Raw genomic sequence first — 24118 nt, forward strand, 5'->3', positions numbered from 1 at the left:
CTTGTGCATCTGGCCCTAAAACCCGGTAAGGTCATGGTAGGACACAATCCTTATCTAACCTGTTGAAGGGATCCAAAACATGGCTCATCAGCCCCTGACAATCCTTATCGGCGCTGATACCTACCCTCCGGATATCAATGGTGCGGCACAGTTCTCATCCCGCCTGGCTCATGCACTGGCGGAGCGCGGCCACACAGTGCACGTCATGGCACCTAAGCAGGAAAAAGGAGTGACCAGTTCGCTTACAGCCGACGGCATCACTGAGCATCGACTACGGTCACACAAGGTTGTTACCCACCCCTACATGCGCCTCAACTTCCCCTGGGAAATCTATTCGGAAGCTGACAAAATTATTGGGCAGATTCAGCCCGATGTTATCCATATTCAGTGCCACTACATTATCGGGCGTGTACTTGCACGGTTGGGTCGAAAGCGTGGGATCAGGGTTATCGCAACTAACCATGTCATGCCCGAGAACATCACCCCCTTCCTTCCCTTTAACGAGCGTATTAATGCTCTCTTGGAAAAAGCCTCATGGAAGGATATGCGCCGGGTGCTTAAGCAGGCAGCGGTCGTGACTACACCCACCCAAATCGGGGCAGACGCCATGGAAAACGCCGGTAAGTTCCAGCGACCTGTCCTACCGGTATCAAACGGTATTCAAAGCTCCGACTATGAGTTGGCCCCCGGTGAAACGGTGGGGAAGAACCCCGGAGAGTTGACTGTCTTCTTTGCAGGCCGCCTGGCGGTTGAGAAGAACATCGATGTGCTGATTGAAGGTTTCTCAAAACTACCCCAGACCTTGCGGGAGCACACTGTCCTTGAAGTTGCAGGTACCGGTGAAATCCTCAACCAGCTCCAGGACAAGGCTCGTACTTGTGGTGTGAGCGATCGCGTGCGCTTCTTGGGGTATGTCTCTGACGAAGAGCTAAGAGCAGGCTACCTGCGGTGCGATGTTTTCTGTCAGCCAGGCACAGCAGAGCTTCAGTCACTGGTGACTCTCGAGGCCATGAGCGCTTCTAAACCCGTGGTTCTTGCTAACGCCCTAGCCCTGCCTCACCTGGTGGAGCAAGGAAAGAACGGTTTTCTCTTTGAGCCGGGTAACACGGATGAACTGGCAGGCTGCCTTGCCCACATCTTGGAGCTACCCGAACAAGAGCGGCGGGCTATGGGGGAGTATTCGCACCAGATGGTTACCCGTCATGCGGCGGATAAAACCTGGGAAACTTTCGAGTCCCTTTACCGATCCGATGAGTTGTACCGCCAGTTCGTGGAAGGCCGAGGCTAGAATCTGCCGAGGCAATCTATTGCGCCCAAAATGCGCAAGATAGGTGGAGTACCTGCTCTACTGGCTCAATGAGTAGTTTGGTAGGCGCAGTGTTTTTAGGTATTCTTAGAGGCAGTGCCGCTTGCACAAGCTGTACTGTGGGGCCTTAGCTCAGCTGGTTAGAGCAGGGGACTCATAATCCCTTGGTCGCGGGTTCAAGCCCCGCAGGCCCTACAAATAACACCTCTCACCTGGTAAAACAGGTGGGAGGTGTTTTTGGTTTCAAGTATTTTTAGGTCAAGTCATCTAGTGGTCACCTAATTTTCCTGAAGAAAGAGCCTCAATCTGAACAGAAAACTGCCCCTCTACCGCACGAAAGCGGTAGAGGGGCAGGTTCTTGAGAGGCCTCTGTACTACCAGAGCCCCCCATCTACTTAACCAACCAGTGCGTGTGGGTAAGGGGACAATTCTTACTTATCGGGCTCGATGACCTCATCTGCCGGCACCGGGTTAGCATTGCGGGCAGCCTGCGCATCAAGTTGAGTCTGCGAGCGACCAAAATAAGCCGTAGCAGACCCAGCCCCGGCCATACCTAGCACAACGCTAAAGGTCCTGATAGCCTCCTGAGCTGCAGCCCCGGTACCGCCCTCAACCCAGAAAGCAATACCAGTAACTGCCGCACCAAAGACGATAATCACCAGAGGAACCAGTTTAGAGAGGTTACCGAATGTACGCTCAGAGTTCATGGCTACATCCACCCATTCTTCTCTGCTTTCTCGAAGACCTTTGCGCGATTCTCCGGATCCTTATAACCGGACTTGCGAACCAGCCAGCCCACGGCGCCATCAAATGCGCGACCGGGTACTCCCATACGCCAGTCAGTCCATAGGTGGAAAACCCGTGACTGCAAGGTATTGATCTTGTTCTCCAGAGCGTTATCTCGGGCGGTCTTCCATGCGGTTTCAGAGATAATCGTGGTATGACCGGGCTCGCCGCCTTGCCGCTTGATAGGTTCGTTTAGAACCTCACGGACAGCACTCTTTACTTCTTCTTTGGTAGCCATATCTAGCCAATCTCCTTCTGTAGAGTTGCCCTTTCGGGCTTCAATAAATGGAATGGGATCTACACGGCCGTAGAACCCGTTGCCCCAAGCAAAAGGCTTGGGAAGAATTTCAAAATGAAGATGAGGGCCGGTGGTATAACCGGTATTCCCACTCTGAGCCACAACCTGACCGGCTCTAACAGAATCACCGCTGTTCAAGTCCGTCCTATTCAAATGTGAATAGGTACTCAAATAGGCCCCATGATCAATGACCAGGCAAATACCGGCATTGGTGCTCAAACCACCATAGCCACCGCCCACCAGGTACCAGCGGTCCGCCCAAGAAGTCTGCGGTAGATTATCAGCCCAGTCAGCCCACAGAACGGTACCCGGTGCAACGGCCTTGAGCGGAGTCCCTACCGGGGTTCCCCAGTCCACACCGGTGTGCCCGCCGCCAAGATTGGTAGAAAGTCCATGGCCATCGTTGAAAGACTGAGTAATGGGGTAGCCTTCCACCGGGTAAACCATTCCCTTGCTGCTAGATGTGCTCCAGCCAGTGGAGGTAGCTCCAAGTCCGGGGGCTGATGGGGCAAACTGGTTGAAATCTAAGTCAGATCCCCAGCCAGTTAGACGCCCGCCGCTGGTGTATTGCCAGCCTGCGATATTCCACCCAGTAATCTGCCAGCGCTTGATTGCATCAGCGAGGCTCATGTCAGCGCCGAACCCATCAGCTCGTCTATACGGGTACCAAGCTAGCCAGAGAGGGTACCCAGCATCGCCGATACTTGAATACTGGTACTTCACCAGCGGCGAAGCGTAGGTATAGAACCAAACAGGCAGTCCGGCCTTCTTGACCCTGTCTAAGAAAGTTTTAGCGTCCTTCTCTTGTGGCAGGTAAGCTGCCTCTTCCCAATCCAAAACGTAGAAGTCGGGGGTACCAACTTTTGCGACCTGGGCGAGAAAATAATCAGCTTGACCCTTCGGGTTCGGGCCGTTGTAGTAGTGGTACACCCCAATCTTTTTCCCTGAGTTTAGGGCTTTTGTGAACTGGTCAGCCATTGCCGGGTTGGTATAGCTGGTTCCTTCTGTTGCCTTGATGATGACGACATCCGCTTGGGCAATCACTGATTGTGGTATTCCGGTCTGATGCGAAGAGATATCAATTCCCCATAAAGTCATCACTGACCTTCCTTTCATGTATCGAAAAACCCCGGCTTGCGTGTAACCGGGGCAGTTTTGTGTAAAGAAAAAGACCCGAAGCTACTTGCTCGGGTCTACCTGCGGGCCATGCACGATGGTCACAAGCCCAGTGGGCGGGTCCGGTGGCGGGGGAGGAGCACCAGCCTCGATATGCGCAACCAGGTTCTGATTCCAGACTCGGTGAAGCCTAGTTTGCGTTTGAGCTTCGTCCGCAGCCTGTTGAGCTGACCGAACTTCCTCATGGGTCTTATCAAGCTCAGCCTGCATCTTATCTGCCCGTGTATCCTGCTGATCAATACGTTTGGAGAGTGCTTCGATGAGCTTGGTTTGGGCGTCCATCTCCGATGCCTTAACCACATGCTTCGGTGCAACACGTGCGCCTATCCAGGTGCCGGCAACGCCGCAGAGCCCACCAGTCATAGCTGTTATAAGGGGCATGGTTTCGGGTGGGAGCATTATTCACCTCCTTCGCTATGCTGGTTTGCCGGGTAGCTGGGTGGGCCAGGTGTCAGCGGTGAGCCAGAAGGCATGTGAGTCCCAAACATCATTGAGATTACCCGCCGATAGCTTGACCATGCTGGGATAGATGTTGAATACCCCTACGATGTTCGCGCCGCCTTCCTGCCAGAGCGGCTGGATACTACCGCCTTCAGGTGACTTCTTGAACCCCTGACCCAAGGGGTAGGTGTCTGTGGGCACGAAAGTGCTAGTCAGCTTGACTGAGTGAATCGCCAAGTAGACAACATTTCCACACCTACGGAGCCTGACCTTATAGCCAGGCTTTTCCTGGATATGCGGGTTGAGCTTGCAGAACTCGGTGGTAACATCGCGCCAGCCTGTGTCTTGCAGGGTACCGGGGTCTCCCTTGGGGCCTTGTAGCCCTTGGGGGCCTTGTGGCCCGCGTTCTCCCTGCTCGCCCTTGGGGCCAGCAGGTCCAACAGGACCGGGTATTCCCTGTGGCCCCCGGTCGCCAGTATCACCTTTGGGGCCGGGCGGGCCTTGCTCGCCCCTCAGCCCAGCTGGCCCAGGAGGGCCAGCAACGCCGGGATCACCTCTTTCACCCTTAGGGCCAGGTGGACCCTGCTCGCCAGGAGGGCCCTGTGGCCCAGCCGGGCCAGGTCTTCCGTCAGCGCCACGTGTCACATATTCCCCGGTCACGGGGTCAGGAACCGGGGCGACCTGCGCCAAATTCACCGGGGAACCAGCAATTAGCTCAAAAGCAAAATCGCTCATCTTTACGCTTGCCCCGGCATGGTGTAAGCGCGGGTATGCTCGCCAAACCCAGGTGGCTGGTTCCACACCATCACTAGGCACCAGCAAGCTCACCTCCACCTGGCCCAGCTCATCAAGGGCACCGACCACTGGGGCCGGTAGTGTCACAGACTCGCCATCTCGGGCGAACAGAAACGTCGGGGCAAAAAATACCGAACCGCTCAGAGGGCTACCATCGGGGGCTAGAAAATGGCCCCTTACCCCTTCATATTCCATTTCCCCCCCTACTCCTGGATAACAGCGTCATCCAACAGGACGCTCTTTAACGCATAGCGAATATGTTCATCCGTCACTCTCGCCATGTCCTTGCCCGGTTCAATGAGTGCATCTTTTTTCTTTTCGTACTCCGCCTGCGCGTATTCGAATACCGAGGCGAGGCTTGTCCCGTCGTTATTAACAGGAGCGGCAACCAGCATAGGTAGATGGCTGTCTACGGCGTATTGTGCGTTAGGGATACCCATACTCGATGCTAGGGCTATAGCGCGTTCACGGAGGTTTAGGTCTTTGGCGGCAGCGATAAGAGCATTTGAAGTGGGCTCCATCATTTATCTCCTTCGTCTGGAGCTAGCAAGATTTCGCCGGCTCGGATCTGGTAATCGAGGACAGCTGAGCGCAATCGCGCGTTTTCTTGTTCAAGCACGATAACTTTGGTTTCTAGCTGGGATTCTGTGAGCTGGGCCAAGGTTTCTCCTATCTTTCAAGGCCTAAAAGGATAAGATCGCACCAAACAGCACGAGCCTCAAAGGGTGAGTTGTTATATACACGTATCTTTATGTTTCCGTTAGTTGTCCAGGTCACGGCGGTGACATTGGCTAAGTTGAGTGAGGAAAGTTGAGCTACGCTATAGGGGTTTTGGCCACTAGCCTGTGTAAAGGGTTGCGTAGCCTCCCTATAATGTCCGGCCGGTATGTTGCCGAACTGAATTGCATGAGCCTGGAAGGCAGGGGACTTCTTGAACAAGCCGTCTAACCTCAGATTACCCACCAAGGTTGCCCCATCGGGGGTTATTAAAAGTCCCTTACGGAAGGGCTGGGTATGACCTGTTGAATTTCCGTCCTTGACGCTTAGGGTTAAGGCTCGTTCATTGAACTCGATTACGCCTTGTTTTCCGGTCTCCCCACCAACGTCATGCATTGTTATAAATCCATATGGCCTGCCGTTTACTGGGTGCGGGCCGTTAAAGATGCGAATGCGGCCGGTGCTGGAGTCGCCGGTGGTAAGTGATCCAACAAGAAGGTTATCGTTTCCATTGAGTCGGATGGTCTGGCGGCCTACACTATCCCAGGCTTGCACCCCCGCAGTCGTTATTTTTACCCCTCGGTTAGTATCGGTGTTAGTTTGGATGGCCGCAGAGCTGATGAGTTCCGAACCTAAATTCTTTACATTGATGCGTTCTGCTACCAACTCGGGCGTGACTAGGGACTCAATTACGGTTGCACGGTTCAGGATTGCGTCATCGGTCACTACCAATTTTTTAGACTCAACCGACATGGCAGAAACAACTTCTGCGGCCATTTCACCAGTCACATTGAGCTGTGCCACGTCTACCGTGCCTGTTAAAATCGCGTCACGCCCCACTATCACCCCATTGGCATTGATATATGCCGAGGCCTTCTTCCCGGTAGCCTCAGTGGTTAGCTCTGCTTCTGCCGCTGCGATGCGCTCACCAGCACTTGCGAGCTTAGACTCGGCCACCGCCAACGATTCCTGAGCCTGTGTTATCTTTTCCTGCCCGTCAGCAATTCTGGCATCATAGTTGGCGATAGCGTCTCCATCCCACCGGTGAGAGGAACCTTGGGAGTCGAAGAAGCTCACATATTCCCCAGCAGAGGCGACTTTTACGCCGTGAGGTACCGAGACAGGGGTTTTGAGCGGGTTCAGTAGGCGCCGTAAAGAGTCCTGCGGGTTAGCCGGTCTTTGGTCGATGACTTTCACCATGAAGCCTCCTGAAAGTCTAGGGTTACCAGGGGGTCTAAAGACCCAGTCATTTTGATTAGCCGCATATCGTAGGTGCCGGCGGGGACTGACACCCATTCCCCCAGCGTTACTTTGCAGATATCTCCTACAAAAAAAGACCCCAGCGGGGTCTTAGAAGAAGCGACATTTACCTTGAAGGTGACCTGATCGAGCATGTTCTGCCGGGATTTGAGCGCACCCTCGGCTTTCACCTGTAGGGGCCCCGGCTCGGGCTGGTCAGAATCTGAGAGCACATCTTCCAGGAAAGGCGCGCCAGCAGCTACAGATTGGAGGTCTTGGGCGTAGACTCTCACAATGCCCTCCCCCTCCCCGGCACCGGTGTACCACACCCGGGAGACCAGGTGCGCGCCGGTGCTGATGACGCGCGGCTCAGTCACATCAGAGGCTGGGGCAGTCGTATCAAAATCAGGCGTCCAATCCTGCGCGATAAAAGGCCAGGCATGGGTGCCATGCTGAAATCCCCACTTGATGCGGGTCTTTTCACGATTCGCCCACTCAGGCCGGAGCATAATATCTGGGCCAGCAATCACATTCGACAGCTCTTCCCAGCGCTTATCAATCTGATTATTCGCCAGGTTCCAGCCCTCATAGGTGCGTTCTCTGGTGGCCTGCTCATAGGGGGAAGCATGATATATCGGCAGAGCACCACCGGGCTTATCCATGCCATGCTTGCACAACTCCCATGCAATAGCCCCATAGGAGAGACCACGGTAGGCCAAGGTCTGCCACACGGTACGGCCCCGGAAAATAGCTCTGATACCTTCACAAGTAAGCACCAGGGTGTCAGCATCCTCGGCCCCCCAGTCGGTGATCGGCCCGGCCACCACCGGGCGTTCGATACCATCAGGGCTGGTGAAGGTCACCAGGACGCCACCTGACCAGGGTGCCCACCAGAGCCTTTCAGTACGCCGGAGCTTGTCCTTCCCAACCGTCACAGAAAAGGACTCAGTTTTATTCAGCTCGATGCTCCACGACAGGGCGTGGGCATCTATGCTAGAGCCGACCTCACCAGTGGTCGTCCGCAGAAAATAAAGGCTATACAAGGGCTACGCCCCGGTCTCCAACATGGAAAATATCTCCGGGGAACTTATCAGCGTGACCATGCTGAACGCGCCAGCGCCCGGTACTGCCGGCCTGCACCCAGCGGCGCTCAACAGTGTAGTGGACCGTATGCCGACCTGCATTCAAGTCCATTCCGAACTCAAAGTGGCGCACATCCCAAATATTGCTAAACCCGCGCTCAAAGGAGCGTTTTAGCACGCCATCCACATAAATCTTGTACATGACTGACCCTCCAGGGCGCTGGTCACCATTTATGTCTGCGGCTAGTTCTGTAGATACGCAAGATTGAAGGGAGATCTCGATGTTTCGGTCTGTTGGCAGGTAGAAGGAACCGGCGCCACGCTTGAATACACCTTCTGCCTTAACACTAGTATCGGTATCAACAAAGCCGTAGAGCGTGCCCAGCGATGCACCGCGAGGCCGGGCATACTTGGTGTCACCGGTTCGCTCAGCCTGGTTAGTTCCGGTGGTCCCAGCATTGACTGTGTACCTGGCAATCTCAACAGCATTGGCAGGGACAGAGCTACTAACGCCCACAATCACCGCGTTATTGCCGTCAGAACCACCGAGGTTCTGCTTTACGTACACCACATCAGTGCGAGAGCCGATAGCGGGAGCAGGTTCTGTGGGGATAGTCTGCGGCGATACCGGGGCCTTGACGTACCGGTCACTGGCTAGAGCGATAACTACGGCACCAGCTTTGATGTGGTAGCTCATGCCAGTGGTGCTGTCCACCTCGCAACCCGCCAAAATGCCGGGGTTTGCGTACTCAGCCGCAGTGATGATCTGAATATCTTCTGGCGTGGTTCCGTTGCCCTGTCCGTCTGGGCCGATACCGAAGCTTGTAGCCATAACATTTCTCCTTAGATATAGGTGTCTTGAATTGTCACGTCACACCAGCCTGTTGATGGGGCCAGCGCTTCAATCCGGGGTTGAATAGCAGTCCCAGCAGGAACCGTCACCCAGTCACGTCGGGTTAACCGATAGGTTTGGTCAGCCCCGCCGACCGTCACCGACCCAGTACGGTTATCAATCCGCGCCGGATTTGACGGGTGTATAGGGGAAGGGTATTCGATGACACGGTTGCCAGTGACGATACGGAAACCAGCAGGCCAGGAGCCACTCACCGTATAGACCGGGTGCGCATCAGCATTGCCGTTATTTGCACAAGCCCCAGTAACAGGCGCACCAGCACCCCACTCAAGAACCGGGCTCCCAGCTTCCCGCATACTAATTGTGTATTCCTGGGAGGCATCGGTTACGCTTCCCAGTGGGTGATTGGCCCATAAGGTTACAAGTAAGGATGTGTACCCATCAGGAACTGGGACAAGCCGAGTCCATGTCTGCCACTCACCGTCGGATTCCACTACTACACTCCCGTTAGGGGACTGTGTAAGATATTTAAAAATTGAGTTGTTTCCCCAACCCCACAGATGCGAGCGAATAGCCATCTTTGATCCTGGTCGATCTGCGCGGTTACGCACAGTAATCTGATATGTCTTACCAGCCTGAACCTGTGCAGTAGCTGCATCACCGGTCTGATAATCTGAAAAACTAAAGTACAGCTCACCGTTTTCATTGCGGGTGGCCGGTAGAGACCGGGAACGAGTGAGTTCCATTCCAGGGAGTTGTTCACCTGATTGGGCAAAGAGCGGGTATCGAAGCCCTTCACCCGTACCTGCCGGGAAAATTTGGTACGTACGGGCCGGGGCATAGAGAAAAGGATCAGGCGCTGTCAGCGGAATCTGAAATTTGAGCGCCTCAGTCCCTGCATACGCGTGTTTGATGTCACCAGCTAGCTTCACGCGTGAGACCAAGGTCAGATTATTTATAGAGACTTCAAGCTCTCCGAATTCTCCGTCCCAGAGGATGCCAGAAAGAAACCTGTCAGCTACGCTCCTATCCCATTCATCCAAAAAATGCAGCACACCTGAGAGCGTTATCTCTCGACTGGTGCGTAAGCTTGGGACAGTGAAGTATCCATGCCCAAGCTTACGCTGAGCCCCAGTATCTGAGACACCAACGCCCCCAAACCAGCCAACAAGATCAGTCAGCCAACCTTCAACCTGAGCCCCCAACTCTTCGTGGTTGCTCAACCTAAAATCTAGTCCAGCACCGCGCAATATAACATCACGGATAACCATTAGATACCTCCTACTCTAGAAAGCTCCCAGGCCATACCTTCAGCAATGCGAGCGCCGAACTTATCCGGGCTAATGCCTTCTCGTTCTGGGATGATGACTTGTATTGGCTGATTACCGATGTTGTTGCTGGATTGGTTTTGAGCGATTTCATACATTGCCGCCCACTGCTGGTCGGTCAGCACATAATCGGGGGTAGCCCGCTGGTGGTCAATGAGTTGGACCCCTCGATTGATGATCCCGCCCTTATCGTAAAGAGCTGGCGGTTCACCAACGATTCCACCGAGCGCAAAGCCACCGGTGAGCTTATCTTTGACCCACTCAACAGCCGAGCTGATGGACTTCTTGGCGATTCCCACCGGCATCTCAACAAAGCCGTTACCCTCAAAGCGACCAAGGGCTGCGTCAATGGCCTTATCCGTCAGCCCGGTAATTTTCTCGGCGATAACACCCAGAAAATCAAAGCCACCGCCATCTCCGACATCGTAGGTTTTCACCCCAGCCCCAGGAGCACCCCAGGCCTTGACTAGCGCACCATAATCCAGGGAGGTAGGCACCTTTGTGCCAGCAATAGCCGGGTGCATAATCGACCCAGGATTATCGGTATGGTGCAAGGACAGGGCATGCCCTAGCTCGTGACGCAAGATAGCAAGCGCCATATTGCGCGGGGAGCCGGGGTTGATCTGAATGCTTGAGCCGTTGTTGAACCCCCAGGGGCCAGCAGTGCCGTAGCCGAAAGAGACACTGGGGGAGCCGGTGCCCATGATGATGGGCAGAGCCGAACGGCCAATCCAAGCTTTGGCCACATCTTCGGTGTTCACACCGTGGATGAAGGTCTTAGGGACAAAAAGACGGCCAGCAGAAGCGATTGCATTCTGGAAAGCACCCCAGATACCAGAACGACCCGAAGGGGGTGCTCCGGTACTGTAGGACTCTGATCCGGCCCAGCCCCGGCGGGTGCCAGCTGCAGCGCCCTGGCCCTGGTTGAGCCAGGTTTTTGCCGCTCCGACACCACCGGCATTAGCCGCAGCGTTAAGGCCGTGAATGAAGCTAGAACCCAAGGCTCGTGTAGCCTCAGGCACGAGCACCCCTTCACCCTTACGCATGGGCACTAAGAGCTCGTCCTTCTTAGCGCTCTGGTAGCCGGGGAGGATACCGCCACGAGCAAAACCCAGCTCAATTCGGGAGATGTTCCCCTCTTCATCATTTGAGGTCCAGAAATTATTTAGCTTGTTGTATCCAGCAATCAAGCCATCATTGATCACAGTATTGATAACCCAGCTAATAGGTTCTTTCACTAAATTTTTGAGCCCATCCCATACCCTGCCGATACCGTTTTTGGTTTTCTCGAAGGCCCCCTTGAGCACCTCAAGAGCCCCGCTGAGCTTAGGAAAGACTTTGTCGGCAATGAAGCTACCGACCGTGGAAATCTTGTCACTAATCCAGGACCAAACCGGGCTGATAATGCTTTCCCAGAACCATTTAAAAACGGGGCCGAGAACGTTCTTCAAGAAGCCGTAGACCAAACCGAAAATGACTTCGATGATCTTCCAGGCCACCTGAATAGCGATAACGATCCCGTTCCACACCGGGGTGATGATATTACGCCAGAGCCACATGAAGATAGGGGCTAGAACATCACGCACCACCGCAACCACAAGGTTAAAGAGTGGCACGATCATTGTGCTCCAGGCCCACTGAATGATAGCCACAATCAGCTTGAAAGTCGGGGCGATAATGGTCTGCCAGAGCCAGATAAAAATCGGACCCAATGTGCCCTGGATAAAACTCCATACTGCGGCGAGCGCAGGTTGGATGTAAGTAACCCAGGCCTGCTGGATAACCGTAGCTATGGCGGACCAGGCTGGGGTGATGACTTCTTGCCAGAGCCAGGTGAACCAGTCACCCAAGATGCGCAGGCCGGTTTGGATGGCCGGCCAGGCTGTAGCGGTCCACCAGTCCACGACAGCTCCGATAGCTACCTGGATGTTAGCCCAGGCCACCTGCACTAGGTCACGGAACCATTCAAGGTTGTTGTAGGCCCAGATGATGCCTGCGGTTAGGGCTCCGATAGCGATAACAGCGATGCCGATGGGGGAAGTGACAAAAGCCAGCGCAGCACCGGCTGTTGTAGTAGCCGCACCCCACAGGGTAGTAGCAATGGTCACCAGTTTCAGGGCACCTTGCCAGGCGAGGAAGGTAGCTACTGAGGCACCGATGCCAGCCAGGATTGGGCCGATAATGTTCCAGTTATCTGTGATGACCGCCCCGAACTTGGCTGCAAGATCGCGGGCGCTTGTAAACGCCCCAACCAGGGTTGAGGCCAGAGCCTCAGCGAGGGGTCCTACCGCGTTGGTTGCTAGGTCAATTTTCTCGGTGATGAACCCGAAGATAGGGCGAATCAAAGGGAAAATATCTTTGAGTAGGGTAGCGCCGAACCTCCCGAGTGCGGCGTTCATATTTTTGAAGGCACCGCTGGTGGTTTCCCCGCCCTTGAGCGCTAACCCTTGCAGGGAGCTCATTGCAGCCAGGAAGGTGTCAGAGCTGATTTTGCCTTCAGAGCCTAGCTTGTAGACTTCCTCCGCGGTGATACCCATTTCTTTCGCCAGCATTTGCACCACGGGAATACCGGCATCGGAGAGCTGGGCAAAAACATCACCCTGCACCTTGCCGCTGGCGGCCACCTTGTTGAAGATGGATCCCATGGAAGCCATGTCGGTGCCCGCGATGGTAGCGGCGTCACCGACTAGGCCGAGGTATTTGGCTAGGTCTTTACCTGGTTTGATACCGGCTGCCACAGCAGAAGCGGCTGTGGTAGCTGCTTCATCCATGCCGAAAGCCGTGCCCTTAACTGCGGTAAGGGCGTTGTCCATGATGGCTGAGACGTCTTCGGCGGTGTCACCCAGGCCAGAGAGTTTAGATTCTGCGTTTTCAATAGCTGAAAGACGGCCAAAGCCCTTGACCAGAGCGGTGCCGAGCATGCCCGTGAGCGAAGCGGCAGCCGCCGCCGCACCCACTTTTATGCCCTTACTGATTTTATGACCCATTGAGTGAGCCGTTTTCTCAGCGACAGCCTCAACGGGGCCAAGCTGCTTTTCAACCTCACGCTTAAATCCCTTGCCCAGGGAAGGGATAATCGGTAAATAAGCCTTAGCCAGCTCAATAGCCACAGCAATACCCCCTTTCAAGGGTGCAGGTTTCAGGTTGGTTGCTTCACCCAGTAGCGAGCGCGGAATACATATCCTTGGCCTGATCACCCAGCATCTCCAGCACTTCCGCTAGGGGCGTGGGTGTGCCGCGGTGCTTTACGGTCTCATCCACTGGTTCAAGGCCAGGCAGGTAGATGGGCGCAGGGGGTTTAGCGCCGGGTTGTGAAGCGTCCTTTGACTTCGACCAGATCAGCCACTGCATCATGTTGGAAATCCCGTTGAGCATTTGCTCAGTAGGGCTCCACTGCCTGCTAGTCCCATGCTCTGCCACAGCTAGCGCCGACCCTGGTGTTTCGTTCATGCGCCGGGCAAAAACGAACAGAGCATGCCAGGGCAGGTCAGGGCTACCGACCTTAGAGAGGGCCGGTAGCCCGTGGGTTAGCAGATCTGCTTCCAGTGCCGGTCCGTGGCCAGCTTCTAGAAGGTCAAGGACGGCTAGGATTCCCCCAGGTCTACACCTGATGCTTCCTGCCACTGGACGAAAAATTCTTTGAGGTCTTCGAAAGTAAGTTCGTCGATAACCTCCAGAGCCTCCTCATCGGCGTGCATTTCAATGATCTTGAACATGAGTTCGGTTTCGTCTTCCTTACGGTTCTTACGTAGGAAGCCGACCTTCACCTTGAAAGGTTTGATGTTTACTTCCCCGGCAGGGGTGTCAATCGTGAGCAGCTTCTTTGAAGAGGGCTTGCGGTCTGCGGGCTTCTTCTTGGCCATCTTGGGGGTCTCCTTTGAACAAAATGAGTGATAACAAGGGGGTGCTGGGGGCTTTGGTGACCCGGCTCAGTAGCGCGCCCCCAGGATTGACTACCGAGCCGGGAGAGTAAGGAGTGGGGAGTGTTTAGGTGGCGTCCGGCACGAACTCGTACTCGTAGCCATAGACCCCGTTCTCATCGGGGTAGCACTCGACCGTGACGGGATAAGAAATCAGCCCACCATGGTGATACTGGCTTTCGCCAACTTCAGTGATCTGCGAGCTGGGGTAGACCAGACGGATCTTTGCCGCCCCGTCCTTCATATCGGCCACACGCGACTTGATAGGTAGCTGGTCAGCTTTCTTCAAGATGGAGCGGTTGGTCCCACCCGCACCAGGGGCGCTGGTGACGTTGGCATCCCCGAACACATCTTTGAGGGACTCCTCGGTACGTTCGATGATGGTGAAGGTGACGGTGATGCTGTATTCGGACTGAAGTACCCGCGCCAGATGACCGCCCCAAGACTTAACCTTGTCGGTTGAGCGAGTAGGGGCCTCTTTCAAGCCCTCCTCACTGATCAGACCACCAATCTTGAAAGCCTCATCCAGGGTCACGGTTGCGTCCGTGGGCAGAGCGGTACCTAGAGGGGCAGAGAAGATACCGCCAGCGACATTCAGCGGGGCACCCACTCGGGTTTGATTGACTACAGTAGCCATAAAAGTTTTTCCTTAAATAGAAGAAGCCCCGGAGGGGCTTAGAACTGATAGGTAGCGTGGGGGCGCCATGGGGGAATACCTTGATTAGGCTGCCGGGACGTTTCGTGCGGCTGCTGGGTCCTTGACAACCTGCACAGAAACACCGGTCTGGCCATAATTAGGCTTTTTAGGGAGCCAGCCTTGGGCTTCCCAAGCATCCTGCTCTTGCACCGAAGAACAGACATGGGTTACCCCTTCAATCGAGGGGTGGTACAAAGTAGCGCTGGTGTAGGTTTTCTTAGCCATGGTTTAGTCCTCCAAATGGATAGTGATGGTCTCTAAAGTGGTTGAGATTGTGGCCGTGAATGTGACCCGGTAAAGGGCAGGTGCCTGCGGGTCATCGTAGGCTCGGGGCGGGGCGATCTCTGCTTTATAGATAGGTTGCCCGGTTGCTGTAGTACCACGCATGGCAAGGGCAAGAAGGGCGGCGTAGGCCCGCTGGGCTGTAGCGTAGGCGCTGACACTGTCCTCTTCCCACACCTCAATGAGAAGATCAGCGGTGTCGCGCTGGCCCTCATAATCATCGTCGGTGCCACCGGTACGCGAAACCCTGACCGTACCTGCCCCACGCTCAGCTGGAACAATGGTACTGGCCTTGATCCCCGCCTGCCGCAATGAAGCCACCATATCGGCTTCAATATCCCGTGGAACCGAAACATCAAAACTGCGCATGGGATTACCTCGCATTCTTGAGAATCGTGGCGTTCTTTGAATTATCAAGGCGGGCCTTATAGGTTTCAGCATGCACATTAGCCAGCGCCCTGGTGCGGCCAACCTTGACGCTAGACCCATACCCCTCACCTGCTGCCTGCGCTATGCGCTCTGCTTCTTTCGTGAGAGCACCCTGCACGCTGGAACTCTTGAGATACTTTTTTATCTCGCCACTATTGAGCACTAGCTTCAGCTGATTACTCATAGTTCTAACCTGTTTTCTTCTGAACGATGACATGGACCCCGCTGGCCTGCAAGAAATCAGCGAACCCTGTCTGTGACCAGGTGCGGGGGGTGCCGATGACTTCGCACTCGCTACCGTCAGGCAAAATAACTCGGTCGTAGGCGCTGAGTTCAGTCCCCGGAGGGGCGTAGATATCCCAGGTGCTAGTGGTTGCCCAATCCCGCCCCAGGGAGGCTTGCTCGGTGGCGCTAGCGGGCGCTATCCCGTAGACCTGAACTATCTCAGGGGGCCTGTAGGTGCGTCTCTGATTACCATGAGCATCTCTGTCCCCTAGAATCTGGCGACTCACCTGGATACTTTGCCCAGCCTGCAGCAGGAAAGGTGTCATCAGGGCACCCCATCTAACAGGTCAAAGGTGAAAGCTCGCTGCCGGCCTGCACCCAGTAGCTTCTTCTCAGCCCTTGTCAGGTACAAGGCGTTCTGGCTTCCAGGGCTCGAGAAGCCTAGAGCAGTGGTGAATGGGCCGGCGCTCTGGCTGATCGAGGTAGCCCCCTCTGGCAATGCAGACGAAGCCATTGCACGGCGAACCATCTGACAAACCACCATGACAGCAATAGCAGGATCAAGGGTGGCCCCCGCCCCCAGATTGGCCTCCACCAGAGCACTTGCATCAGCCAGGAGCACCTGAGCATGAGCATCTGAACCAGCTGGCATATCCGGCCACCGTGCTCTTAACTGATTTACCGTTGCCATCGGCGGGCTAGATTGGGGGGAGGGCATCATCATTTAGCTCGCTTTCTTGCCTCGTGCGCGCTTGGGCGCTGGCTCCTTGACTGGTGTGTAACCAGTTGCCTGTAAGGCTTCAGCAAGCTCGTCTGAAGCTTCGACGACCGTACCGGCTGGGCTTTTAAGCTGGGTCATGCTGGGCTCCTTTTAGGCAGTGGTGTACTTGATGAAGGCTTCCTTATCGTGCAGGAGCCAGGCGTACTCGGCTTCTGCGCGGATAGCAACGAGGTTGTGTTCCCAGAGGCTGGTGAGCTCGCCGTTGATGGTAACCGTTGCCTGGGTAGAGATGTCGAAGCTGATGCCACCGACAGTACCCCAGACGGCCTTGGACCAGTCACCGCCAAACCCAACGACGTCGTCCTTGGCAACAGTCTCCCCAATGTAGGCATGACGGCCTAGCAGACGACCGTCACGGACGGTTGCAGCGGTATCGGTGGTGGGGGAATCAATGAACAGCGGCCGGCCGTTGGTATCGACAGCACCGTTGAAGAGAGGCTCTGTCACAGCGTCAAAGGCGAAGCCGGTGAGTCTCTTCTTGGATTTGACCAGCAGATCAAGGCCTGCATTGACGTCTGAGAAGATACCGCCGTTTTCCTTGGTAGCAGTGCCAAGGGCAACGCTTTTAGTGGTGTTGGTCAGCGCCTGGTCAGCCCCAAAGGGCGAGTCGATGCCGTGGAGGGTTGCCGCGTCAAAGGCGCTGGCAAAGGCCTCGGCAATGTCCTGGCGGTAGATGCTCATATAGTTTCCGGGGTTTGCACGCACGACTTCAGCGGAAACTACAGCAATGGCCGCGATCTTCTTGGGTGTCATGGTTTTAAGCGCAAGACCGCCTGAGGTGGTCGGCTTTTTGCCGCCTTCAGCAACCCACGAAGCTGTGGGCTTAGAAGTAACAACGGGGATTTCGATTCCAGCGTGCCCCACTGGCACCTGGCGCACTAGCTGCTGGACAACCGAGTTCTTGCGTGCCTCTTGGAAATAAGCCTGGGCGGCTTCAGGTTTGATAAACCCAGCAAATTCTGAGGTATCGGTGGGCTTGTTAATAGCCATAATTTTTGCTCCTTAAAGAAGAAAAGCCCCAAAAGCGGGGCATAGGGTGGGTAAATTGAGTGAGCTGGTTAGACGATGCCAAGAGCCCTTTTGAGGGAATTCTCTAGCCCATCACCGTTCAGGGCCAGCGCTTCGCTTTCAGCCCCAGAGGGGACGATGGTGCGCTGTGATGCAGGAGCTTTTGAACCCAGGAGCTGAGCCAGCTGCTCACCGTGTGCGGTGAGCTCTTCAAGGGTTGAACCAGCCAATACTTTAGCCGGCACTCCTGTTGCTTCAGAGACCTGGGCCTTCCACTCAGTGAGCTGGGCTGCAGCTTGTAGTTCGGCTAACTTGGCTTCGGCTTTCTGCGCGCGTTCAGCTAGTTTCTGTTGCTCGCTCTTGGATGCTTCTTCGAACTCTTCAAACTTGCTGGCCTTGGCTTTTAGCTCGGCGTAGTCAGCGTATTTGCGGCGCTCACGTTCTAGCCGGTTTTCAATCACGCGATTGAGCTCTGCCTGACTGGTAATCGGGGAGAAGTCATGAGCTGAGGTGTCCTCAGCCTGTGATTTCGGCTCGGGTGGAGCCTCTACGCCGTTTGTGGTTTCGCTCATGGTTGCTTGCTCCTGTCTTGTTCTTCCGCGACCGGCAAATGCAGGTTGCGTCTATGGTTGTTACCGCCCTGTTGCCCCCTGGGCGTGTGGGGTAAAAACTTTAGGGTATAGAAAAGCACCCCAGCTGCCTGGGGTGCTCCTTGTTACGGCATTGAGAGGTGTCAGAAGGTATATCCGAACTCCTCTTCGATGACTCGTTTGTAGTCTTCGGGAAGATAGGGCCGGTATCGCTTGGCATATTTTTCCAAGATTTCGATGGTCATACCTGGCTCTTGCTCTGCATCAAGCTCGTCTACAGCGAATCGTTGATGGGGGTTTGTGGGCATAATCAGTTGTAGCTCTCTCAGCAGTCTGAGAGCTACATCTTCAAGATCAATCGTGTCAGCTAAATTTGTGCCCATAGACATCAGGATAGTCTGTTGACGAGTACTTTAAAAGCGGTTCAGCTGAATTTCCTTCAGGGAAGTACTTTTCTACACCGTCTCCCCGTATAGGAAATACCGTGCCGACTTCTCCATTTCGTATTCGTACACGGATTAGCACTCCCCGAGAGTAGCCCTCGTATAAGAGAGAATCGCCGTCTTTCAGAATAGCTTTTCCATGCAGTTGTATATCTTCGATAGCCCCCAAGATGTCTTTCTCTGTCCACCAGGGCGGGAACTGTGTCTTACCACGTTTGGTGGCGCCGTACACGTGTCCACCGCCTTTTCGGTCTCCGTGCAAGATGTGACGTATCTTCTTATCCGACAGCGGAGCAAGCTGGCGTTTTGAAAAGGGAATGTCCCCAGAATTTACCTGATAGGTGGGGTCATAAATTGAGGGTAGTAGCCGCCGGATAAGGGCAGCGACCTCTTCATCAGTTGGATGTTTCCCAGGGAAGCGATCACGCAGTTCTTTCTCCCCAAAGAGATAGCGCTGATAGAGCAAATCCGGATCATAGCCCTCAATAATCGGGTCATCAGAGCCGAAAGAAGGGACTATGACACAGTCACAACCGGCGTGGAAACTTTTGCCGGTTTTCTGAGCTGTACTAGCCGATTCTTTAGTGGCGTAGACCCAACCACGAGAAGCTAACATGTGGCAAAAAGCGCAGGTTTCAGAGCCAGCAGGTACCCGAGCGAACTTCAGGGCCTGACCGTCACGCGCAGCGTTAGTCAGCATGGTTGAGCGGGCCGTCTGCTTGACCGACCGCTCAACCACCTGATTCAGTTTCGCCCGGGTACGCTTCAAGGCGTCGTCAGCAGGCAAGGAAGTGTCAAAGAGGGGACCGATCACGGCTCGAACGTTGCTACGCACCACCTCTGCCGCCGGAGGTTCACCAAGCACTGAGCTAAAGGAGCTAGTGGTGTAGGCCCGACGCATCTGCAGGTACCATTCCTCAGCGCCAACAGCGGCCATATTCCCGTACTCTTCGACCAGGAGCGGGACAGCCTCAAGCAGAACCTTTCGCTTGGCTTCAGCTTGCTCAGGAAGTCTACTCAAGAGCAGTTCCAGGTCTTTGATAGCCAGTTGAGCAGCCAGGTTACTTTGCGAGCGCAGAGCTTCCACACTTGTCTGGTCAATCATTGAGACCTCCTCCTACATGTCTGTGCCCTCGGTGTCAGGCACAGGGCTGGGAGTTGAGGTGCGGAGCTGAGCCAAGGCACTGACTCCCTGAGCTCGTCTCTTATCGGCCAGTAGGCGCTCAATAGCTGATTGTGAGTACCCGAGCTTTTCCAGGATGACCGGTGACTCAGCGAGCCAGGGCATAACTGTTACTTGCTTGAGCACGGCGTCAGCGGCGGCTGCATCAGAAACGTGCAGGGTTGGGGCGAACCAGCCGGTAACACGTTCTAGACCGTCTTGCGCCCTACCGTCTCTCAAAATCACCGAGGTGTAGGCCAGGCGGTGCAAGGAGGAAGTAAAGCCGCGTATCATCCTGTCAGCTGCCAGCCGTAAGGGGTCCCGCTGGGACTGAATAGCCGAGTCAGAGGACGGGTTATCTGAGGGGAAACCAAGCTCATCTAGCGGTATCTGAGACTCAGCAGCGAGAAGGGCGGCCCACTGCCTCAGCTGGTCGGTGTGTGGCTGCATAGAGAGCTGTGAGAACTGACCAACTTCAGGGATCTGGCCCTCTTCATCCCTGCTGACCTCTAGTACTCGGGAGATGAGCGCCGACCATTTGGAATTTGCGAAGGCATCCGGCTCAGCCCCAAGCACGTAGCGTTGGGGTGAGGCGAAAAACTCAGCACCAATCTCAGACCGAACAATTGTTCGAATGGCTGAATCGGTGAGGGACATGACGGCCCGGCTGATACGCGAGCGCCCAAAGGGGCGACGCAAATCAGCGCCAGCGACGACGGGTTCCATGAGCACCCGGCCCGTTGGGTTGGGGATAATCTCTGGGATCACCCGCCCTCCGGCTCCAATGCTCAAGATAACGACCTTATCCATGAAATAGGCGACGTACTGGTTTGGGGTGCCCTCCAGATCGTATCCAGTAACCGCTAAGCCCGCTGAAAGAGCCCTACGGCGGGGGTCCCACAGGCCAGTTGCGGTGTGGGCCGATTTGACCTGCCACAGGATTTCAGGTTCACCCGCAGTTGTCTGGCCGTGAGAGACTGTGATAAAAGCACAAGAATGGGTCAGAGCGCTGGTGACCGCTTCATCAAAAGCCTTGCGGAAGTCGTTGGCGTTGACCATTTCATCTAGCCCGAATGGGTCTTCGGTCTTGCCGGGGGCAACAAATCTTTCAAAGTGAATACGATCAGCCAACACATCCACCGTTTTGGCTGGCCAGCCCAGCACTGACTCCATAGATCGCAGCTGGGGAGGTACCGAAATCCGCAGGTCTTTGAGTAGCACTTTCTGATCATAATAGAGTTGCCTGCTCATATTGCGGTAGCGTTTAGCTTCGAGCTGGTTGCGCATTTTCTCGATGGCACCAATCTCAGATTCACCCAGCCGAGGGGTTGCCGGGGTGGCAATAGAGCTGACGGCGTGAAGCATCATACTGAAACCACCTGCTTTCTTCCTGGCCTGCGCCTAGTTATTTTTGCGCCCCAAAAGGCGAGGGTTGCGGCTTCCATAACGGTCACGGAGCCACCTTCGGGGGCCTCCCAACCAAAGCCACCAGCTTTACCGATAGACCGACGCGAGGCTGAGAGGACTTGCTGAGTTAATCCCTCCTGGCCTGAATGGGCAAGACCGCCCTCAACAACACCACGGTCAAACATAGCGTGAGCCGTAATGACCTGATCTGTGGTCGGAGTGATAATCAGCAGTTTGTTCTTCACACCAGCGTCCCGCAGAGCCTGAACCAGGTAACCAACACCCGCCTTACCATCAATCACGAACTGCGCAGCAGTGGACTTGCGTGCCACAAGGAACTCAACCAGCCAATCCGTGCCACTGGCCACCGGCTCAGAGCGAATAGCTTCAACGAATATGGGGCCACCATCTGCTGGCTTCCGGGCTGCCGCCAAGGCAACCTCAGAACCATCAACACTAAAACGGACCCCAAAGACATCCTTCCCCTCAGCAGGCGGCTCAGAGACCAGCACCTTCCAAGCATCAGACCTAAACGCCTTTGAGGTAGCGGTCTTATCCCAGATACCCAAACCCTCACGCCTGAACGAGTCATCTGAGCCCAAGAGCTTACGCATACGCAAAATAGCTGTTTCGCTCGTGCGGTGCGGGTAGGACGGATTAGCCTTAGCCCACTGCACCCGAGAATCAGGGTTCGCGTTCTCATCAGCAGAGAACTCCACATAGAGAGTATCCGCGTCCCCAGCCAAAGCAGCTTCACGGCGGCTGGCAAAAACCTCCCCAGGGTCAGAAGGACGCGGAGGGGTACCCAAAAGGATAACTAGACCATTCTCCGCGGCGTTGGTGGCAGGAACCATGTCCTCCATTGCCTTCTCCGAAAGAATCTGAGCCTCGTCAAAAACCTCAACATCCACCTCAGCAAAACCACGGCCAAACCCGTTCTCACGAGCCCCAAAAAGGATACGAGAACCATTAGCAAAGACCACAGCTTCCTTACCCGAACCTCGCTGAATAGTCTTAATGAAGGGAGCAATCTCAGGGCGATTAGCCACCCCCTGCATAGACCCAAACGTCTCGGAATGAGTACGAGCACGATGCGCCGTCCACAGCACCAAAGTCCTAGGCTGAGCAATACAGAGAGCAAACATAAGCCCAGCCATCATATGAGTCTTACCCACCTGGCGAGGGATAGACGCGACCGCCCCACCCACACCACACCCATAAACCCCATCGGCTCGCTTAGCGAAAAGAAGCTGCCCAAAACCAACCTGCCAACGATCCAAGGGATAGCTCATCCGCTGAAGCTGACGGGCAATCATCGGCCAGGCAGTAGTCTCTAAACCCTGAGGAATAACAAGATGCCTAGCAAGATCAGATAGCTTCCTCTGAGAAGGGGCTCTCCGCTGATAACTCATCCTCAGCATCCCCTCCCTCATCCCCGTACTGCTTCTCTAACTCCTCAAGTTCCTGAATTTCTTTAGACAGCAAAAGGTACTGGCGAGAGAGCGCAGCAAGATCACGGGCAAGAGTGTTCTCAGAATCAATATGGCGGGTAACCACAGACCGAAGCGCCTTAAGGCTATCTAGCCTGCTGCCCGTCTCCGCCGCTTCCGTTACCGACCCTGCTACAGGCCGGGCAGCCAAGTCCAGAGGCTCCAGCTGCTTCTTACCAGCCACTCAGGACCACCCCCGAACACTAAATTACAAAAAACATGTGTGGAAAAATCGAAATGACCAGGGCATCTGTGTATTTTCGCTGGGGAGATATCGCTATGCCGAGGGGCACTGGCAGGGGTAGCAGGGGAGGGGCACCTCCCCTACCCCCAACACATCACCAAGGAACAGCTGTCGGAAAAACCACCGGAACTGCCCTATCCGTAGCCCTAGACCTCACACCCCGAGAAGCACCCAACTTCCCACCTAAGCGCTGATTGCACAGCCTGCAGATAACACGCACATTTTCCAAAGAATCCGTGCCACCTTCTGCATAAGGAATCACATGATCAACCTCAGGACTATTAGGCTGACAAGACCGCACCCAATCTAAGGCCACCCCACACAAAGGGCAGGTATACAGCCCAGCCTCTAAGGCCTGAGCCTTAGCTTTACGGGCAATCCTCAGCCATTTGCTTGTTCCTGTTCGTGATGAAACCAAGGAACTCACCTCACACCGCGTCGAAGATCCAGCAGCGCGGCCCCGGCACTCGAAAAAAGCGCCGGCACCGCGCCAGCCTTAACCCGCAAGCCTTCCCCAAGGCTCCCGCACCTTAAACAACAAGAGCCCTCACCAACAAGTGAAGGCCCTCGAAGTTATTTACTGATTTTAGATACAGTAAACCGATGCACTGACCACTCTAACAGCCCCTAGCCCCCGCCCGCAAGAACCTGCCCAAGATTTTCATTGAGCACCTGAGCCAGCCCAAGCAGATCACCTCTACCCCAAGCAGAGAAACAACACCGACACATCATGCCTGAGACAACATCAGCCTCCCACGTAACAACAAGTGCCGTATCCGAAACACGATCACCCTCCTCATCATAAGAAGCCCAACGGGTCTGCCGACACTCAGGATTAGGGCAAGGCCCCTCAACCGGAGTCTTCCGAGACGGATGCACATGCGCCTGAATCGACCTACACCAGAACTCCCACACCAGAACCCTCTGCTCCAGCCAATCAACCGGCAAACCATCAACAGCCTCAACCAACACCAAAGCATGATGCTGAGGGGTATCAGGTTCGCTAAAGATTGCACAATCCATAACATCGTTCCGCAAGTCCAGCCAAAGAGCAGTCCACATCTCCGACGCCGCAACATCATAAGGAAGACCGGGACGGCCCCGCCCGACATTCGCACCACCAGCAGAGTTCGTAAGACACTGCTGCAACTGGTCAATCAGACAGTACTCCACCGGCGCATCCTCACCAATCCCTACCAAATCAACCCGACGCCGCTCCTTAGCCAACAGCCCCAGAGCACTAGAAGCCCTCGAACGCAGGCTAGTTTCTTCAACACACCCCCAGCAACCACAACCAGGGTCATCAACAACATGCTCAGGCACCAAACCCACCACCTTTCAACTCGCGCTCGCGGAGTTCCTGGGCTGTCATCGTGAAGCTCTTGGGAATACAGGGCTTTACTGGAGGCCCCCAAATAC

30 protein-coding genes and 1 tRNA gene are annotated in these 24118 nt (G+C 55.1%); 2 read left to right on the forward strand and 29 right to left on the reverse strand.

The annotated features are described in order from the left end of the window. Positions 1–79 precede the first annotated feature (79 nt). Entirely contained in the window at positions 80–1288 is a 1209-nt protein-coding gene (locus tag ACN08V_RS07195; protein ID WP_419105044.1) for a glycosyltransferase, read from the forward strand. A gap of 139 nt (positions 1289–1427) precedes the next feature. Continuing rightward, positions 1428–1501: transfer RNA gene (locus ACN08V_RS07200), tRNA-Ile, on the forward strand. Positions 1502–1737: 236 nt separating this feature from the next. Here the strand turns inward: ACN08V_RS07200 and ACN08V_RS07205 are convergent. From ACN08V_RS07205 to ACN08V_RS07345, 29 genes are all read right to left on the reverse strand, one after another. Further along, a complete protein-coding gene (locus ACN08V_RS07205) occupies positions 1738–2025 on the reverse strand; it encodes a hypothetical protein (protein WP_419105045.1) in 288 nt (95 codons plus the stop codon). Continuing rightward, positions 2016–3488 (reverse strand): GH25 family lysozyme, encoded by a 1473-nt coding sequence (locus ACN08V_RS07210; RefSeq protein ID WP_419105046.1) that lies wholly within the window; start codon positions 3486–3488, stop codon positions 2016–2018. The genes ACN08V_RS07205 and ACN08V_RS07210 overlap by 10 nt, the downstream gene beginning before the upstream one ends. A gap of 81 nt (positions 3489–3569) precedes the next feature. Continuing rightward, positions 3570–3965: a hypothetical protein gene (locus ACN08V_RS07215; RefSeq protein ID WP_419105047.1), complete on the reverse strand. Its 396-nt coding sequence runs from the start codon at positions 3963–3965 to the stop codon at positions 3570–3572. 15 nt (positions 3966–3980) lie between these two features. Further along, a complete protein-coding gene (locus ACN08V_RS07220) occupies positions 3981–4889 on the reverse strand; it encodes a hypothetical protein (protein ID WP_419105048.1) in 909 nt (302 codons plus the stop codon). 116 nt (positions 4890–5005) lie between these two features. Next, a complete protein-coding gene (locus tag ACN08V_RS07225) occupies positions 5006–5326 on the reverse strand; it encodes a hypothetical protein (protein WP_419105049.1) in 321 nt (106 codons plus the stop codon). Continuing rightward, a complete protein-coding gene (locus ACN08V_RS07230) occupies positions 5323–5463 on the reverse strand; it encodes a hypothetical protein (RefSeq protein ID WP_419105050.1) in 141 nt (46 codons plus the stop codon). The genes ACN08V_RS07225 and ACN08V_RS07230 overlap by 4 nt, the downstream gene beginning before the upstream one ends. A gap of 8 nt (positions 5464–5471) precedes the next feature. Then, positions 5472–6719, reverse strand: coding sequence for a hypothetical protein (locus tag ACN08V_RS07235; protein ID WP_419105051.1), 1248 nt, complete (start codon positions 6717–6719; stop codon positions 5472–5474). Further along, complete coding sequence (locus tag ACN08V_RS07240) at positions 6713–7801, reverse strand: hypothetical protein (protein WP_419105052.1); 1089 nt, start codon at positions 7799–7801, stop codon at positions 6713–6715. The genes ACN08V_RS07235 and ACN08V_RS07240 overlap by 7 nt, the downstream gene beginning before the upstream one ends. Continuing rightward, positions 7794–8672, reverse strand: a complete 879-nt coding sequence (locus tag ACN08V_RS07245) for a hypothetical protein (protein WP_419105053.1) — start codon at positions 8670–8672, stop codon at positions 7794–7796. Before ACN08V_RS07245 ends, ACN08V_RS07240 begins: the two co-directional genes overlap by 8 nt. A gap of 11 nt (positions 8673–8683) precedes the next feature. Then, on the reverse strand, positions 8684–9964 hold the full coding sequence (locus ACN08V_RS07250; RefSeq protein WP_419105054.1) for a hypothetical protein: 1281 nt from the start codon (positions 9962–9964) through the stop codon (positions 8684–8686). Beyond that, positions 9964–13131, reverse strand: a complete 3168-nt coding sequence (locus tag ACN08V_RS07255) for a tape measure protein (RefSeq protein WP_419105055.1) — start codon at positions 13129–13131, stop codon at positions 9964–9966. The genes ACN08V_RS07250 and ACN08V_RS07255 overlap by 1 nt, the downstream gene beginning before the upstream one ends. A gap of 43 nt (positions 13132–13174) precedes the next feature. Further along, entirely contained in the window at positions 13175–13645 is a 471-nt protein-coding gene (locus ACN08V_RS07260; protein ID WP_419105056.1) for a hypothetical protein, read from the reverse strand. Beyond that, positions 13606–13884: a hypothetical protein gene (locus ACN08V_RS07265; protein WP_419105057.1), complete on the reverse strand. Its 279-nt coding sequence runs from the start codon at positions 13882–13884 to the stop codon at positions 13606–13608. Before ACN08V_RS07265 ends, ACN08V_RS07260 begins: the two co-directional genes overlap by 40 nt. 124 nt (positions 13885–14008) lie before the next feature. Beyond that, a complete protein-coding gene (locus ACN08V_RS07270; protein ID WP_419105058.1) occupies positions 14009–14578 on the reverse strand; it encodes a hypothetical protein in 570 nt (189 codons plus the stop codon). A gap of 84 nt (positions 14579–14662) precedes the next feature. After that, on the reverse strand, positions 14663–14863 hold the full coding sequence (locus tag ACN08V_RS07275; RefSeq protein WP_419105059.1) for a hypothetical protein: 201 nt from the start codon (positions 14861–14863) through the stop codon (positions 14663–14665). A gap of 3 nt (positions 14864–14866) precedes the next feature. Next, positions 14867–15289 carry a hypothetical protein gene (locus tag ACN08V_RS07280; protein ID WP_419105060.1) on the reverse strand — a complete coding sequence of 141 codons (423 nt, stop codon included), beginning with the start codon at positions 15287–15289 and terminating at the stop codon, positions 14867–14869. Positions 15290–15293: 4 nt separating this feature from the next. Continuing rightward, the gene (locus ACN08V_RS07285) at positions 15294–15533 is read right to left on the reverse strand and encodes a hypothetical protein (RefSeq protein ID WP_419105061.1); all 240 of its coding nucleotides are present in this window, start codon (positions 15531–15533) and stop codon (positions 15294–15296) included. Positions 15534–15537: 4 nt separating this feature from the next. Then, the gene (locus ACN08V_RS07290) at positions 15538–15861 is read right to left on the reverse strand and encodes a hypothetical protein (RefSeq protein WP_419105062.1); all 324 of its coding nucleotides are present in this window, start codon (positions 15859–15861) and stop codon (positions 15538–15540) included. Positions 15862–15899: 38 nt separating this feature from the next. Beyond that, positions 15900–16226: a Gp19/Gp15/Gp42 family protein gene (locus tag ACN08V_RS07295; protein WP_419105063.1), complete on the reverse strand. Its 327-nt coding sequence runs from the start codon at positions 16224–16226 to the stop codon at positions 15900–15902. A 72-nt stretch (positions 16227–16298) separates the two neighbouring features. After that, on the reverse strand, positions 16299–16433 hold the full coding sequence (locus ACN08V_RS07300) for a DUF7302 family protein (RefSeq protein WP_419105064.1): 135 nt from the start codon (positions 16431–16433) through the stop codon (positions 16299–16301). Positions 16434–16445: 12 nt separating this feature from the next. Next, a complete protein-coding gene (locus ACN08V_RS07305) occupies positions 16446–17345 on the reverse strand; it encodes a phage major capsid protein (protein ID WP_419105065.1) in 900 nt (299 codons plus the stop codon). 68 nt (positions 17346–17413) lie between these two features. Further along, the gene (locus ACN08V_RS07310; RefSeq protein ID WP_419105066.1) at positions 17414–17935 is read right to left on the reverse strand and encodes a hypothetical protein; all 522 of its coding nucleotides are present in this window, start codon (positions 17933–17935) and stop codon (positions 17414–17416) included. Between the two features lie 161 nt (positions 17936–18096). Beyond that, positions 18097–18261 carry a hypothetical protein gene (locus tag ACN08V_RS07315; protein WP_419105067.1) on the reverse strand — a complete coding sequence of 55 codons (165 nt, stop codon included), beginning with the start codon at positions 18259–18261 and terminating at the stop codon, positions 18097–18099. Between the two features lie 55 nt (positions 18262–18316). Next, positions 18317–19501 (reverse strand): hypothetical protein, encoded by a 1185-nt coding sequence (locus tag ACN08V_RS07320; RefSeq protein WP_419105068.1) that lies wholly within the window; start codon positions 19499–19501, stop codon positions 18317–18319. 12 nt (positions 19502–19513) lie between these two features. Beyond that, a complete protein-coding gene (locus ACN08V_RS07325; protein WP_419105069.1) occupies positions 19514–20926 on the reverse strand; it encodes a phage portal protein in 1413 nt (470 codons plus the stop codon). Next, positions 20923–22281, reverse strand: a complete 1359-nt coding sequence (locus ACN08V_RS07330; protein ID WP_419105070.1) for a hypothetical protein — start codon at positions 22279–22281, stop codon at positions 20923–20925. Before ACN08V_RS07330 ends, ACN08V_RS07325 begins: the two co-directional genes overlap by 4 nt. Positions 22282–22333: 52 nt before the next feature. Beyond that, positions 22334–22639, reverse strand: a complete 306-nt coding sequence (locus ACN08V_RS07335; RefSeq protein ID WP_419105071.1) for a hypothetical protein — start codon at positions 22637–22639, stop codon at positions 22334–22336. Positions 22640–22793: 154 nt separating this feature from the next. Then, positions 22794–23126, reverse strand: a complete 333-nt coding sequence (locus ACN08V_RS07340) for an HNH endonuclease (RefSeq protein ID WP_419105072.1) — start codon at positions 23124–23126, stop codon at positions 22794–22796. A 200-nt stretch (positions 23127–23326) separates the two neighbouring features. Continuing rightward, a complete protein-coding gene (locus ACN08V_RS07345) occupies positions 23327–24022 on the reverse strand; it encodes a hypothetical protein (RefSeq protein WP_419105073.1) in 696 nt (231 codons plus the stop codon). Positions 24023–24118: the final 96 nt, after the last annotated feature.

The organism is Rothia sp. P5766 (assembly GCF_048513555.1).
Lineage (GTDB): Bacteria > Actinomycetota > Actinomycetes > Actinomycetales > Micrococcaceae > Rothia.

Coding starts and splice junctions, on each gene's coding strand:
- ACN08V_RS07195 (WP_419105044.1), top strand. CDS start 80: ATGGCTCATCAGCCCCTGACAATCCTTATCGGCGCTGATACCTACCCT.
- ACN08V_RS07210 (WP_419105046.1), bottom strand. CDS start 3,488: ATGACTTTATGGGGAATTGATATCTCTTCGCATCAGACCGGAATACCA.
- ACN08V_RS07215 (WP_419105047.1), bottom strand. CDS start 3,965: ATGCTCCCACCCGAAACCATGCCCCTTATAACAGCTATGACTGGTGGG.
- ACN08V_RS07225 (WP_419105049.1), bottom strand. CDS start 5,326: ATGATGGAGCCCACTTCAAATGCTCTTATCGCTGCCGCCAAAGACCTA.
- ACN08V_RS07235 (WP_419105051.1), bottom strand. CDS start 6,719: ATGGTGAAAGTCATCGACCAAAGACCGGCTAACCCGCAGGACTCTTTA.
- ACN08V_RS07245 (WP_419105053.1), bottom strand. CDS start 8,672: ATGGCTACAAGCTTCGGTATCGGCCCAGACGGACAGGGCAACGGAACC.
- ACN08V_RS07250 (WP_419105054.1), bottom strand. CDS start 9,964: ATGGTTATCCGTGATGTTATATTGCGCGGTGCTGGACTAGATTTTAGG.
- ACN08V_RS07265 (WP_419105057.1), bottom strand. CDS start 13,884: ATGGCCAAGAAGAAGCCCGCAGACCGCAAGCCCTCTTCAAAGAAGCTG.
- ACN08V_RS07270 (WP_419105058.1), bottom strand. CDS start 14,578: ATGGCTACTGTAGTCAATCAAACCCGAGTGGGTGCCCCGCTGAATGTC.
- ACN08V_RS07275 (WP_419105059.1), bottom strand. CDS start 14,863: ATGGCTAAGAAAACCTACACCAGCGCTACTTTGTACCACCCCTCGATT.
- ACN08V_RS07280 (WP_419105060.1), bottom strand. CDS start 15,289: ATGCGCAGTTTTGATGTTTCGGTTCCACGGGATATTGAAGCCGATATG.
- ACN08V_RS07285 (WP_419105061.1), bottom strand. CDS start 15,533: ATGAGTAATCAGCTGAAGCTAGTGCTCAATAGTGGCGAGATAAAAAAG.
- ACN08V_RS07295 (WP_419105063.1), bottom strand. CDS start 16,226: ATGCCAGCTGGTTCAGATGCTCATGCTCAGGTGCTCCTGGCTGATGCA.
- ACN08V_RS07300 (WP_419105064.1), bottom strand. CDS start 16,433: ATGACCCAGCTTAAAAGCCCAGCCGGTACGGTCGTCGAAGCTTCAGAC.
- ACN08V_RS07305 (WP_419105065.1), bottom strand. CDS start 17,345: ATGGCTATTAACAAGCCCACCGATACCTCAGAATTTGCTGGGTTTATC.
- ACN08V_RS07310 (WP_419105066.1), bottom strand. CDS start 17,935: ATGAGCGAAACCACAAACGGCGTAGAGGCTCCACCCGAGCCGAAATCA.
- ACN08V_RS07315 (WP_419105067.1), bottom strand. CDS start 18,261: ATGCCCACAAACCCCCATCAACGATTCGCTGTAGACGAGCTTGATGCA.
- ACN08V_RS07320 (WP_419105068.1), bottom strand. CDS start 19,501: ATGATTGACCAGACAAGTGTGGAAGCTCTGCGCTCGCAAAGTAACCTG.
- ACN08V_RS07325 (WP_419105069.1), bottom strand. CDS start 20,926: ATGATGCTTCACGCCGTCAGCTCTATTGCCACCCCGGCAACCCCTCGG.
- ACN08V_RS07330 (WP_419105070.1), bottom strand. CDS start 22,281: ATGATTGCCCGTCAGCTTCAGCGGATGAGCTATCCCTTGGATCGTTGG.